At 73.5% G+C, this 12,134-nt stretch carries 11 protein-coding genes and 2 tRNA genes; 7 read left to right on the top strand and 6 right to left on the bottom strand.

Features of this window, described 5'->3' with window-relative positions; all coding sequences use genetic code 11:
• The first annotated feature begins 46 nt into the window (after nt 1-46).
• Nucleotides 47-1,486 carry an amino acid permease gene (locus ACZ5NJ_RS00575; RefSeq protein ID WP_468761152.1) on the top strand — a complete coding sequence of 480 codons (1,440 nt, stop codon included), beginning with the start codon at nt 47-49 and terminating at the stop codon, nt 1,484-1,486.
• A gap of 134 nt (nt 1,487-1,620) precedes the next feature.
• Here the strand turns inward: ACZ5NJ_RS00575 and ACZ5NJ_RS00580 are convergent.
• Both ACZ5NJ_RS00580 and ACZ5NJ_RS00585 read right to left on the bottom strand, forming a co-directional pair.
• Nucleotides 1,621-1,705 (bottom strand) — tRNA-Leu (locus tag ACZ5NJ_RS00580).
• Nucleotides 1,706-1,878: 173 nt separating this feature from the next.
• A tRNA-Leu gene (locus ACZ5NJ_RS00585) sits at nt 1,879-1,963 on the bottom strand.
• A gap of 167 nt (nt 1,964-2,130) precedes the next feature.
• Between ACZ5NJ_RS00585 and ACZ5NJ_RS00590 the strand changes: the two genes are divergently transcribed.
• From ACZ5NJ_RS00590 to ACZ5NJ_RS00600, 3 genes are all read left to right on the top strand, one after another.
• The gene (locus tag ACZ5NJ_RS00590; RefSeq protein WP_468761154.1) at nt 2,131-3,456 is read left to right on the top strand and encodes a M20/M25/M40 family metallo-hydrolase; all 1,326 of its coding nucleotides are present in this window, start codon (nt 2,131-2,133) and stop codon (nt 3,454-3,456) included.
• A 136-nt stretch (nt 3,457-3,592) separates the two neighbouring features.
• Nucleotides 3,593-3,826 carry a chaplin ChpH gene (gene chpH, locus ACZ5NJ_RS00595; RefSeq protein ID WP_468761156.1) on the top strand — a complete coding sequence of 78 codons (234 nt, stop codon included), beginning with the start codon at nt 3,593-3,595 and terminating at the stop codon, nt 3,824-3,826.
• A gap of 152 nt (nt 3,827-3,978) precedes the next feature.
• The gene (locus tag ACZ5NJ_RS00600; RefSeq protein ID WP_468761158.1) at nt 3,979-4,749 is read left to right on the top strand and encodes a chaplin; all 771 of its coding nucleotides are present in this window, start codon (nt 3,979-3,981) and stop codon (nt 4,747-4,749) included.
• A 67-nt stretch (nt 4,750-4,816) separates the two neighbouring features.
• Here the strand turns inward: ACZ5NJ_RS00600 and ACZ5NJ_RS00605 are convergent, their stop codons facing one another.
• Nucleotides 4,817-5,005, bottom strand: a complete 189-nt coding sequence (locus ACZ5NJ_RS00605) for a DUF5703 family protein (protein WP_045950166.1) — start codon at nt 5,003-5,005, stop codon at nt 4,817-4,819.
• A 47-nt stretch (nt 5,006-5,052) separates the two neighbouring features.
• Between ACZ5NJ_RS00605 and ACZ5NJ_RS00610 the strand changes: the two genes are divergently transcribed.
• On the top strand, nt 5,053-5,718 hold the full coding sequence (locus ACZ5NJ_RS00610) for a hypothetical protein (RefSeq protein WP_468761161.1): 666 nt from the start codon (nt 5,053-5,055) through the stop codon (nt 5,716-5,718).
• A 64-nt stretch (nt 5,719-5,782) separates the two neighbouring features.
• Here the strand turns inward: ACZ5NJ_RS00610 and ACZ5NJ_RS00615 are convergent, their stop codons facing one another.
• Nucleotides 5,783-8,002, bottom strand: coding sequence for a helix-hairpin-helix domain-containing protein (locus ACZ5NJ_RS00615; RefSeq protein WP_468761164.1), 2,220 nt, complete (start codon nt 8,000-8,002; stop codon nt 5,783-5,785).
• Nucleotides 7,999-8,982: an aldo/keto reductase gene (locus ACZ5NJ_RS00620; protein ID WP_468761166.1), complete on the bottom strand. Its 984-nt coding sequence runs from the start codon at nt 8,980-8,982 to the stop codon at nt 7,999-8,001. Before ACZ5NJ_RS00620 ends, ACZ5NJ_RS00615 begins: the two co-directional genes overlap by 4 nt.
• Nucleotides 8,983-9,091: 109 nt before the next feature.
• Here ACZ5NJ_RS00620 and ACZ5NJ_RS00625 point away from each other — a divergent pair, with 109 nt between their 5' ends.
• Both ACZ5NJ_RS00625 and ACZ5NJ_RS00630 read left to right on the top strand, forming a co-directional pair.
• Nucleotides 9,092-10,141, top strand: a complete 1,050-nt coding sequence (locus ACZ5NJ_RS00625) for an LLM class F420-dependent oxidoreductase (protein WP_468761168.1) — start codon at nt 9,092-9,094, stop codon at nt 10,139-10,141.
• 194 nt (nt 10,142-10,335) lie between these two features.
• A complete protein-coding gene (locus ACZ5NJ_RS00630; protein ID WP_468761170.1) occupies nt 10,336-11,118 on the top strand; it encodes a ferritin-like domain-containing protein in 783 nt (260 codons plus the stop codon).
• A 20-nt stretch (nt 11,119-11,138) separates the two neighbouring features.
• Here the strand turns inward: ACZ5NJ_RS00630 and corA are convergent, their stop codons facing one another.
• Nucleotides 11,139-12,131: a magnesium/cobalt transporter CorA gene (gene corA, locus ACZ5NJ_RS00635; protein ID WP_468761172.1), complete on the bottom strand. Its 993-nt coding sequence runs from the start codon at nt 12,129-12,131 to the stop codon at nt 11,139-11,141.
• Nucleotides 12,132-12,134: the final 3 nt, after the last annotated feature.

Consider the following 12,134-nt stretch of genomic DNA (forward strand, 5'->3'; position numbering starts at 1 on the left):
CGCGGCTTCGGGCCTGCCTGTCCGACCCACGAAGGCGAAGTCGTATATGAGTGACCGCACCTTGACCGAGGCCCCAGCCGAGGCGCCCTCCCGTCACGTCGACGCAGGTGACGAGGGTTACAGCAAGGACCTCAAGTCCCGCCACATCAACATGATCGCGATCGGCGGGGCGATAGGCACCGGCCTGTTCCTCGGAGCCGGCGGCCGCCTCGCCGGCGCCGGCCCCTCCCTGGCCATCGCCTACGCGGTGTGCGGCGTCTTCGCCTTCTTCGTCGTCCGGGCCCTCGGCGAGCTCGTCCTCTACCGCCCGTCCTCCGGCGCCTTCGTCTCGTACGCGCGCGAGTTCATGGGGGAGAAGGGCGCCTACACCGCCGGCTGGCTCTACTTCCTCAACTGGTCCACCACGACCGTGGCCGACATCACGGCCGCCGCGACCTACGCGCACTTCTGGTCGATGTTCACCGACATCCCCCAGTGGGTGCTCGCGTTCATCGCCCTGGCCGTGGTCCTCACCGCGAACCTGATCTCGGTGAAGTACTTCGGCGAGATGGAGTTCTGGTTCTCCCTGGTCAAGGTCGCCGCCCTGGCGGTCTTCCTGATCGTCGGCATCTACCTCGTCGCCACCAGCCACGACATCGGCGGCAACACCCCGGGCCTGGCCAACATCACCGACCACGGCGGCATCTTCCCGTCCGGCGTGCTCCCGATGCTCCTGGTCATCCAGGGCGTGGTCTTCGCGTACGCCTCCGTCGAGCTCTGCGGCGTCGCCGCCGGTGAGACCGAGAACCCCGAGAAGATCATGCCGAAGGCGATCAACTCGATCATGTGGCGCGTCGGCCTGTTCTACGTCGGCTCCGTGGTCCTGCTCGCGCTGCTGCTCCCGTACACGGAGTACTCGGCCGACCAGAGCCCCTTCGTCACGGTCTTCGACAAGCTGGGCATCCCCGGCGCCGCCGGCATCATGAACCTGGTCGTCCTGACGGCCGCCCTGTCCAGCCTGAACTCCGGCCTCTACTCCACCGGCCGGATCCTGCGCTCGATGGCCATGTCAGGCTCCGCCCCGAAGTTCACCGGCCTCATGAACAAGGGCAAGGTCCCCTACGGCGGCGTCCTGTTCACGGCCGCCTTCGGCGTCGCGGGCGTCGGCCTGAACTACTGGATGCCCGGCGAGGCCTTCGAGATCGTCCTCAACCTGGCCTCCATCGGCATCCTCGGCACCTGGGCCATGGTCATGATCTGTTCGCTGTTCTTCTGGCGCCGGGCGCGGAACGGGCAGGTCGAGCGGCCCGCCTACAAGCTGCCCTGGGCGCCGTACACGCAGATCGTCACCCTGGTCTTCCTGGTGACCGTCCTGGTGCTGATGTGGTGCGACGGAGGCGTCGGCCGCACCACGGTGATGATCCTCCCGGGCATCGCCGCGGCCCTGGTCGGCGGCTGGTTCCTGGTCCGCCGCCGGGTGGCCGAGCTCGCCGCCTCGCGCGACTGACGACCCCCACGGGCCCAGGGGCCCCCGGGACGGGCACAGGCCCGCCCGGGGGCCCCTCCTTCGTTCCCAGGCCCGCTGACGCCCGCCGGGGAAACGAAGAAGGACCCCGCCGCAGCGGGGTCCTTCTCACTGTGTGTCCGAGGGGGGACTTGAACCCCCACGCCCGATAAAGGGCACTAGCACCTCAAGCTAGCGCGTCTGCCATTCCGCCACCCGGACGGGGTGTGTGTCGTCCCGGCCTCACCGGCCGTGGCGACAGGTGAAACATTACCAAACATTCCGGGGGCGCCGTCGCCACCCCCGGACCGGCGCTTTCCGGCCAACGCGGACCACCGCGGGCCTGCGGGGGAAACGAAGAAGGACCCCGCCGGAGCGGGGTCCTTCTCACTGTGTGTCCGAGGGGGGACTTGAACCCCCACGCCCGATAAAGGGCACTAGCACCTCAAGCTAGCGCGTCTGCCATTCCGCCACCCGGACCGGGTGTGTGCGTCCCGGCCTCGCGGCCGTTCCGACGTGGAAAACATTACCAAACAGTCCGGGGTCCTCGATCACGCCCCCTGCGGCCGACGGCCGCCCTTGGGGAGAGCGGCCCCGGGCGGGAGGATGGGGGGACAGCCGGTACGTGATCAGTGGGAGGAAACAGCGTGAGCACATCGGGCGCGGGCCACACCGTCTCGGGCCAGGACGAGGTCGTCGACCTCTGCCGGGACCTCATCCGGATCGACACCAGCAACTACGGGGACCACTCGGGCCCCGGCGAGCGCAAGGCGGCCGAGTGGGTCGCCGAGAAGCTCGCCGAGGTCGGGCTGGAGCCGCAGATCTTCGAATCGCACAAGGGCCGCGCCTCGACCGTGGCGCGCATCGAGGGCGAGGACCCCTCGCGGCCGGCGCTGCTGATCCACGGGCACACCGACGTGGTCCCGGCCAACGCCGCCGACTGGACCTACGACCCCTTCTCGGGCGAGATCGCCGACGGCTGCGTGTGGGGCCGCGGCGCCGTCGACATGAAGGACATGGACGCGATGACGCTGGCCGTCGTGCGCGACCGCATGCGCAGCGGGCGCAAGCCCCCGCGCGACATCGTGCTGGCCTTCCTCGCCGACGAGGAGGCGGGCGGCACCTACGGAGCCCGCCACCTCGTGGACAAGCACCCCGGCCTCTTCGAGGGCGTCACCGAGGCGATCGGCGAGGTCGGCGGGTTCTCCTTCACCGTGAACGAGAACCTCCGCCTCTACCTGGTGGAGACGGCCCAGAAGGGCATGCACTGGATGCGGCTGACGGTCGAGGGCACCGCCGGCCACGGTTCCATGACCAACACCGACAACGCGATCACCGAGCTGTGCGAGGCCGTCGGCCGCCTCGGCCGCCACACCTGGCCGGTCCGCGTCACGAAGACCGTCCGGCACTTCCTCGACGAACTCTCGGACGCGCTCGGAACCCCGCTCGACCCCGACGACATGGACGCCACCCTCGCCAAGCTCGGCGGGATCGCCAAGATGGTCGGCGCGACGCTGCGCAACTCGGCCGCCCCGACGATGCTCGGCGCCGGCTACAAGGTCAACGTCATCCCCGGCCAGGCCACGGCCCACGTGGACGGCCGTTTCCTGCCGGGCTACGAGGACGAGTTCTTCGCGGACCTCGACCGGATCCTCGGCCCGCGCGTCAGGCGCGAGGACGTGCACGCCGACAAGGCCCTGGAGACGGACTTCGACGGGAAGCTCGTGGACGCCATGCAGGGCGCCCTGCGGGCCGAGGACCCGATCGCGCGCGCCGTCCCGTACATGCTCTCCGGCGGCACGGACGCCAAGTCCTTCGACGACCTCGGCATCCGCTGCTTCGGCTTCGCGCCGCTCCAGCTGCCGCCGGAGCTGGACTTCGCGGGCATGTTCCACGGGGTCGACGAGCGGGTTCCGGTCGACGGCCTGAAGTTCGGCGTACGGGTGCTCGACCGCTTCATCGACAACGCCTAACGCCCGGGATTCGGGAAGGTGTGCGCATTCCACTGAGAAGAGTGAATGCGCTCATACGCTCGTAGCCCCGGTGATCCCTCCTCGTTACAGGTGGTGCGGTCCGCGGCTGGGACCGCATTGCCTACTAGGAGGAACAATGCTCAAGAAGGTTGTCGCCGCTGCGGCTGCCACCGGTGGTCTGGTTCTCGCGGGCGCCGGTCTCGCCGTCGCCGACGCGGGCGCCCAGGGTGCGGCCATCGGCTCCCCCGGCGTCGCGTCCGGCAACGTCGTCCAGGTTCCCGTGCACATCCCGGTCAACGTCTGCGGCAACACCGTGAACGTGATCGCGCTGCTGAACCCGGCCTTCGGCAACACCTGCGTCAACGCCTGACGCTTCTGAAGTTCTGGCCCCGGAGCGCAATCCAGCGCTCCGGGGCCGCCGGGCATTACGGCCCGGAACCAGATCATGTCGGCGTGGCAGGCGGGGGAGCCCGTTGAGCCTGTGCGCGCCGCGCGAACGCACACACCAGGGGACGAGTACAGATGCGACGACCTGTCCAGGTCACGAGGAAGACGCTGATCACGATGGCGGCGGCGGGGGGTGTCCTCGCGCTCGGCGGCGGATACGCGCAGGCGGACTCCGGAGCCTCCGGGCACGCCGCGAACTCCCCGGGCCTCCTGTCCGGGAACACCGTGCAGGCGCCGGTGGACGTGCCGGTGAACGCCTGCGGCAACACCGTGACGGTGGTGGGGGGCCTGAACCCGGCCTTCGGCAACCGCTGCGCCAACGAGTCCGGCGGTCCGCAGCACCCCGGGCACCCCGGCAACCCCGGCACACCGGGACACCCCGGCAACCCGGACGACGGCGACGAGGACTGCGACGAGGACGAGCCGCACCACCCCGGCCACCCCGGCGGCGAGCACCCGGGCCACCCGGGCAACCCCGGCACCCCGGGCGGCCACACCCCCGGCGGCAACCCCGGCACCCCGGGCGGGCACACCCCGGGCGGCAACCCCGGCACGGGCACCCCGGGCGGCCAGACCCCGGGCGGCGGGCAGCAGAACCCCGGCACCCCGGGCGGTCACACCCCGGGCACCCCGGGCACGGGCACTCCCGGCACCGGCACCCCCGGCACGCCCACCGGCCCCGGTACGGGCGGCGCCACCACCCCGGCGGCCCACAGCACCACGACGCCGGGCGCGGGGCTCGCCGCGACCGGCGCCGGTGACGCCATGACGGCCGGCCTCCCGCTCGCGGGCGGCCTGCTGCTGGCCGGCACCGTCCTCTACCGGCGCGCCCGCAGCGCGGCCTGACGCACCGCCACGACGCGGGTCCCGGACCGCCGGGGCCCGCGTCGTCGCGCGAGCGGCCGCCGCACGGTCACCAGGTCGCTCTGACCTGGCGGATGATCCGGCGGCGCAGCCGCGCGCGGCGGCTGCCGTCCCGGTACAGGGTCAGGCGGTCGAGCTCCCAATGCCCGTACTCGGCATGGTCGGTCAGCAGGCGGGTCGCCTCCTTGCGGGGGGTCCCGCGGGGCACGTACACGTCGACGAATTCGTATTCCGGCATCGCATCTATTGTGCGGGCACCGGCCCGCTACGGATAGCGTCTGCACTATGTCTGATGCCGCTCTGCCCACTGTTGCCGAGGTACGCGCCGCCGCCGAGGCGGTCAAGGCCGCTCTCGACCGTCACCTCGCCGCGGTCGAGAGCAGGATCGGGGACGAGGACCCGGCCGTCTACGCCGCCTTCAACGAACTCGCCGCCGCCGCCGAGGAGTACGACGAACTCCTCTACGACCGCTACGACGAGGTCACCCCCTTCGAGATCCCCACACCCGAGACCGGGACCCGCTACACCGGCCCCGCCGAGCCCGCCGCCTTCAGCGTGCTCATCCGCCGCGACTACGCCGTCGTCGAACCGGCCCGGCTGATCGCCCAGGCGGAACGTGTCGCCGCGCACGACCGCGACGCCGAACTCCTCGACGACGGCGGGACGGGCGGAGCGCTGGGCGTGCTCTTCGGGGAGTACGAGCCCGACGAGATCGCCTCCCGTTCCAAGGACTTCGGCCTGGAGGAGGGCGACTCCACCCTCTGGATCGCGGCGCTGGAGGAGGTCGCGGAACCGGGGGACTGGCTGGGCTCGCCCTTCGGCCAGACCGACCCGCAGGACGTCCTGCACCGGTTCGACGTGAGCTCCGTCTTCGACGAGGACGGGGAGTACTTCGAGGACGACGACACCGACGGGAGCCCCGCCGCGCCCTCCGGCCTGACTCCGGCCTGAGAACGCGGCACGCCGCCCCCGCCCCCGGCCGGGGGAGGAGGCGGCGTGCCCGTTCCCGGGGCGTCTACGCCTGCTCGTGCTGGGCGGCCGCCAGGGTCCGCAGCAGGGCCGTGAGCCGGGTCGTCCGCGGCTTCGGCGGCACCTGGGCCACGGCCTGCGCCAGTGCCTGCTCGACGCCGTGCACCACCGACAGGTGCCGCTCGGCCCGCCCGAACGCCGTGTACACCCAGTCCCGGGACAGGGTCTGCGCCGCGTCCCCCGGCAGGACGACGACCACCGCCGGCCAGCGCGAGCCGACGGCCTGGTGCGCCGTCACCGCCCACCCGTGCCGCACCCGCGACTCCACCCGGTCCTGCGGTACGACGATCCGCGCGCCGGCCGCCTCCAGGTGCAGCCCCTCGGCGTCGGCGGACACCACCCGGGCCGGCACCGCCCGCCCGGGCGCGGGCACGTGGACCACCCGGTCACCGGGGTCGAAGCCGCCGAACCGGCCGGGGCCGGGGTTGAGCCGCTCCTTGAGGGCCGCGTTCAGCGCCCGGGTCCCCGCCGGGCCGCCGTGGCCGGGGGTGACGACCTGCACGGCCTCCACCGGGACGCCGAAGGCCCGCGGCACGGAGTCGGCCACCAGCTGCACGGTCCGGTGCACGGCCTCGCCGGCGTCGCGCACCGGCACGATGACGACCTCCTTGCCGGGGGCGTCGACCTGGTTCAGCTCCCCGATCCCGATCCCCGAGACCAGCTCGCCGATCGGTCCCGGGTCCGGGGTCCGGGACACCACGTGGGGGAAGGCGCGGGCCGCCAGCACGTCGGCGAACACCCGTCCGGGCCCGGCCGAGCCGAGCACCCCGGGGTCCCCGGAGAGCACCAGACGGGCCCCGTCCGGCACCGACTCCACCAGGGCCGCCGCCGTCCCCACGTCCAGCTGCGGGGCGTCCAGGACGACGAGCAGGTCCAGCTCGAAGCGGCCGTCGGCGTCCCGGCCGGGGCCCTGGCCCCCCGAGAGCAGCTCCGCGACCGTGACGGCCCCGGGAGCGGGGGCGTGCGCGGCCAGGACCGTGCGCAGGCCCAGGGCGCGGGCGGCCTCCGCCAGCGCCACGGGTTCGGCGCGGGCCGCCTCGCCGCCGGTGTGGGTGACCAGGCCGGCGCCGGCCACGGCCCGCACCAGCTCGGCGCCGGGGCCGGAGGCCGCCGCGGACCAGTCCGCCGGGGCGGTGAAGGTGGCCGCCAGCCGGGCCAGGCCGTCGGCCAGGCTCTCCTCGGCCAGGGCGTGCTCCTCCAGGCCCACGAGGACGCGTACGGGCTGCTCCTCGTCCTCCGCGACGGGCTCGCCCAGCGGCTCGTGGAACACCAGCACCGCGCCGTCGCCGATCGCCGCCTCCACGGTCTCGGCGGGGGCGGGCACCCCGTACTGGGCCAGGGCCTTCTCCAGCACGGGGGCCTCCAGGGCGGTGTGCCCGCGCTCGGCGGCCCGGGCCAGGAGCCAGTCCAGCAGGGCGGCGCCGCGCCGGGCGTCGGCGGGGCCGGCCGCCGGGCCCAGCAGGGCCTGCGCGAAGCCGTCCGCCTGCGTGGGGCGCACCCCGGGGACGTCCAGCAGCCGCCAGGGGTCCTCGGCCAGCCGCTCCGCCGCGCCCTCACCGAGGGCCTCGGCGGCCGGCCCGGCGAGCGCCTCCGGGGCCCCGCCGCGCGCCAGCACGGCCCGTACGGCCCCGACGTCCCCGACGGTACGGGCCGGCGCCGCCTGCGGGCGGGGCTGCGGGGGAGCGGGGGCCGCCGCCCGGCGGGGTGCGGCCGGGGCCTCGTCGAAGGTGAGCGCGGGCGCCTTGGCCCCGCTCTCCACGGCCCGTACGGCCGCCAGCAGGTCGGCGGCCCGGCCGCTGAGCTTGCCGCCGGCGTCGACGGGGTGCTCCCGCTCGGCCTTCCGCCGCGCGATCCGCTCCCGCTCCACCCGCTGCGCGGCCAGCTCGGCCTGCGCCTCACTCACCCCACCCGCGGCCTCCGCCCCGCCCTCGGCCTTGGGCTCCGCCCCGGCGTCGGCCTCCGGATCCGCCCCGGCTGCGTCGGGCGTCCCGTCTTCCGGTTCCGCCCCGGCTGCTTCGGGCGTCCCTCCGTCCGGTTCCGCTGCGTCGGGGGCGTCCGGCTCCGGCTCCGGTGCGGCTTCGGGTTCCGGGGCGGGGGATTCGGTCGGGGGCGCGGCGGGGTGGTGCTGGGGCCCCGGGGTGCCGGAGGCCTCCGGTTGCGCTCCCGGGGGGGTGGCCTCGGGGGTCGTCTCGGGGTCCGTGCTCACAGGGTGCTCCAGTCCTGGTCGGGGTAGCGGTGCACGGGGGCGGACACGTCGTCCAGCGCCCGGCGGATCTCCTCCGGAAGACTAAGGGCCTCCACCGACAGCGCCGCCGCGAGCTGCGCCGACGTGCGCGCGCCGACGAGGGGGGCGGCGACCCCGGGCCGGTCGCGGACCCAGGCCAGGGCCACCTGGAGCGGGGTCACCGCCAGTCCCTGCGCGGCGGTGACGACCGCGTCCACGATCCGGCCCGCCGCCTCGTCCAGGTACGGCTCCACGAAGGCCGCCAGGGAGGCCGACGCGCCCCGGGAGTCCGCCGGGGTGCCCTCGCGGTACTTGGCGGTGAGGACGCCCCGGCCGAGCGGGGAGGAGGGGAGCAGGCCCACTCCGAGGTCGAGGGCCGCCGGGAGGACCTCCCGTTCGATGCCCCGCTGGAGGAGGGAGTACTCCATCTGCGTCGACGCCAGCCGGGTCCGGACCCCCGGCGCCGCCAGCTGCCAGGTCGCCGCCTTCGCCAGCTGCCAGCCGCTGAAGTTCGACACCCCGGCGTAGCGGGCCCGTCCGCTGGACACCGCCAGGTCCAGCGCCTGGAGGGTTTCCTCCAGGGGCGTCTCCGGGTCGAAGGCGTGGACCTGCCACAGGTCCACGTGGTCGGTGCCGAGGCGGTCCAGAGAGTCGTCCAGGGCCGCCAGCAGGTGCCCGCGCGAGCCGTTGAAGCGCCGGTCCGGATCCGGGACGCCGCCCGCCTTGGTCGCGATGACCAGGTCCCGGCGCGGTACGAGGCCGCCCACCAGCCGCCCCAGGAGGTACTCCGACTCCCCGTCGCCGTACACGTCCGCCGTGTCGACCAGCGTCCCGCCCGCCTCCCAGAACGTCTTCAACTGCTCGGCGGCGGCTTCCTCGCCGGTGTCGCGGCCCCAGGTCAGGGTGCCGAGGCCGATCCGGGAGACGCGCAGTCCGGTGCGGCCGAGATGCCTCTGCTCCATGAGCGCTGAGACTACTGGGGCACTGCCGCGAGGCCGTCGGGCGCGCTAGAGTCCCTGCCCAGACCCACGTTACTGAGCGGTAAACCGGCACATCGTTAGGGGACGACACATGCGGCTCGGCATCAATCTCGGCTACTGGGGTGCGGGCATGGACGCCGACAACCTCGCCGTCGCCCAGGAGGCCGACCGCCTCGGCTACGACGTCTGCTGGGCGGCCGAGGCCTACGGCTCCGACGCGGCGACCGTCCTGGCCTGGGTCGCCGCCCAGACCGAGCGGATCGACGTCGGCTCGGCCATCTTCCAGATCCCGGCCCGCCAGCCCGCCATGACGGCCATGACCGCCGCCACCCTGGACTCCCTCACCAAGGGCCGCTTCCGCCTCGGCCTGGGCGTCTCCGGCCCCCAGGTCTCCGAAGGCTGGTACGGCGTCAAGTTCGACAAGCCCCTCGCCCGCACCCGCGAGTACGTCGAGATCGTCCGCAAGGCCATGAGCCGCGAGCGCCTCAGCCACGACGGCGAACACTGGACGCTGCCGCTGCCCGGCGGCCCCGGGAAGCCGCTCAAGCTGACCGTGCACCCCGAGCGCCCGCACATCCCGCTCTACATCGCCGCCATCGGCCCCAAGAACCTGGAGCAGACCGGCGAGATCGCCGACGGCGCCCTGCTGATCTTCCCGGCCGCCGAGCACCTGGAGGAGACGGCCCTGCGCCACGTCCGCGCGGGCCGCGCGAAGGCCGGACTGACCATGGACGGCTTCGACGTCTGCCCGACCGTGCCCCTGGCCGTCGGCGAGGATGTGACCGCCCTCGCGGACATGTTCCGCCCCTACACCGCCCTGTACGTCGGCGGCATGGGCAGCCCCAAGCAGAACTTCTACAACCAGCTCGCCCAGCGCATGGGGTACGAGAAGGAGGCCGCCGAGATCCAGGCCAAGTACCTGGGCGGCGACAAGGACGGGGCGGCCGCCGCCGTCCCGCACTCGCTGATCGACTCCACCACCCTGCTCGGCTCCGTGGACCGCATCGCGGACGGGATGCGGGCCTACGCCGACGCCGGGGTCACCACCCTCACGCTCGCCCCGGCCGGATTCACCCTGGACGAGCGGCTCACCGCCCTGCGGGCCGGCACGGAGGCGCTGGAGCGGGCCGGGCTGGCGTAGCGACGCCCCCGGCGAGGGGCTCAGCGGCCGTGGTGGGGGCTCGGGGGGTCTTCCCCGCCACGGCCGACACAGCCAACAACGCGCGGGCCGCCCCCGGGGTTACGCCCCGCGGCCCGGGCGGGGTTTTCGTTCATTCGGCCGAGTCGTGCGACCTCTCGGTTGCCCGCCCGCTCCATCCGCATTTGACTCGTTCCATGCTCTCCGCACGCAGCCTGTTCCAGGAGATCGTCGATCACGACGACTCCTTCCAGCTGTTCTGCTCCATCGCCGCCAGCGGGGAGTCCCAGGGCGGCTGGGAGAACGCCAGGATCGCCGCCCTCGTCCCCGACGCCCTGCGCGACCTCGCCCCCAAGATCGCCCGGCACGGCGCCGACGAGGACAAGCACGGCCGGATCTTCCGCGCCCTGCTGCGCAAACGCGGCCTGCCCGCCGTCCCCGTCCCGCCCGAGACCGACTACACGATGCTCCTCGAACGCCGCGGCATCGGCCTCGCCCACGACAAGCTGCTCCGCGAGGTGCCGCTGAGCGAGGAGGACGTCGTCGTCTACCTCGCCCACAGCCGGGTCACCGAACAGCGGGCCGCCGACGAGATGGACCTGCTGCTGCGCCACTTCGGCGACCACCCCGACGTCGGCAAGGCCGTCAGGGTGATCAGCCACGACGAGGACAACCACCTCGCCTACTGCCACGAGGAACTGCTGCGCCTGGCCCGCGCGGGACACGGCCGGACCATCCACCGGGTCCTGCGCGAGAGCGCCCTCGCCGAGATCGCCGTCTACCGGGACGTCAGCCTCGCCGTCATGGACCACATGGGACGGCTGCTGCGCTGGCCCGCCCCCAAGACCGCCGCCCTCGCCGCCGGCATCCGCGCCACGTACGCCTACGAGCGCTTCAGCGGCTGGCACCGCATGATCGGGCTGCGCCCGCCCGAGCGCACGAACCCGCTGGGCGGCCGGCCCCTCCCCGCCCCCGCCTGAGCCGGGCGGCCGTACGCCCGCTACAGCCAGCCGCGCCGCTTGAACATCCGGTGCAGCCCCAGGCACAGGCCCGCCATGAGCAGCAGCACCGCCGGATAGCCCCACCACTGCCGCAGCTCCGGCATGTGGTCGAAGTTCATCCCGTAGATCCCCGCGACCATCGTCGGCACGGCCGCCATGGCCGCCCACGCGGAGATCTTGCGCATGTCGTCGTTCTGCCGGACCCCCATCTGCGCCAGGTGCGCGGACAGCGCGTCCGACAGCAGCCGGTCCAGCCCCTCGATGTACTCGTTCGCCTTCGTCAGGTGGTCGGCGACGTCCCGGAAGAACGGCTTGGCGTGCTCGTGCACGAACGGCACGTTCCCGAAGGCGAGCCGGTCCATGGGCTGGAGCAGCGGGCTCGTGGCCCGGCGGAACTCCAGCACCTGCCGCTTGAAGCCGTAGATCCGGGACGCGGTGTTCCTGGTGTCCGCCGTCTGCGGGGCGAAGACCTCCGCCTCCAGCTCCTCCAGGTCCGCCTGGAGCTCGGCCGCCACCTCGATGTAGTGGTCGACCACCGCGTCGGACACCGCGTACAGCACCGCCGTGGGCCCGTGCCGCAGCACCTCCGGCTCGTGCTCCAGCCGGCGGCGCACCGCGGCCAGCGCGGCCCCCTCGCCGTGCCGGACGGTCACGACGAACGAGTCGCCGATGAACAGCATCAGCTCGCCCGTGGTCACCGTGTCCGCGTCGTCGTCGTACATCACCGGCTTGAGGACGACGAACAGGGAGTCGTCGTACACCTCCAGCTTCGGCCGCTGGTGCGCGGTCAGCGCGTCCTCCACCGCCAGCTTGTGCAGCCCGAACTCATGGCTGACGTGGTCGAACTCCTCCTCCGTCGGCTCGTACATGCCGATCCACAGGAAGGCGTCACCCACCGCGCGCGCCTGGGCCAGGGCCTCCGAGAGGTCCCCTGGTGCCTCGGAGCGCCGGCCGTCCCGGTACATCGCGCAGTCCACAATCACGCGGGGCATTCT

Source organism: Streptomyces sp. NPDC032091 (assembly GCF_055580265.1).

Coding starts and splice junctions, on each gene's coding strand:
- ACZ5NJ_RS00575 (WP_468761152.1), top strand. CDS start 47: ATGAGTGACCGCACCTTGACCGAGGCCCCAGCCGAGGCGCCCTCCCGT.
- chpH (WP_468761156.1), top strand. CDS start 3,593: ATGCTCAAGAAGGTTGTCGCCGCTGCGGCTGCCACCGGTGGTCTGGTT.
- ACZ5NJ_RS00600 (WP_468761158.1), top strand. CDS start 3,979: ATGCGACGACCTGTCCAGGTCACGAGGAAGACGCTGATCACGATGGCG.
- ACZ5NJ_RS00605 (WP_045950166.1), bottom strand. CDS start 5,005: ATGCCGGAATACGAATTCGTCGACGTGTACGTGCCCCGCGGGACCCCC.
- ACZ5NJ_RS00610 (WP_468761161.1), top strand. CDS start 5,053: ATGTCTGATGCCGCTCTGCCCACTGTTGCCGAGGTACGCGCCGCCGCC.
- ACZ5NJ_RS00620 (WP_468761166.1), bottom strand. CDS start 8,982: ATGGAGCAGAGGCATCTCGGCCGCACCGGACTGCGCGTCTCCCGGATC.
- ACZ5NJ_RS00625 (WP_468761168.1), top strand. CDS start 9,092: ATGCGGCTCGGCATCAATCTCGGCTACTGGGGTGCGGGCATGGACGCC.
- ACZ5NJ_RS00630 (WP_468761170.1), top strand. CDS start 10,336: ATGCTCTCCGCACGCAGCCTGTTCCAGGAGATCGTCGATCACGACGAC.
- corA (WP_468761172.1), bottom strand. CDS start 12,131: ATGCCCCGCGTGATTGTGGACTGCGCGATGTACCGGGACGGCCGGCGC.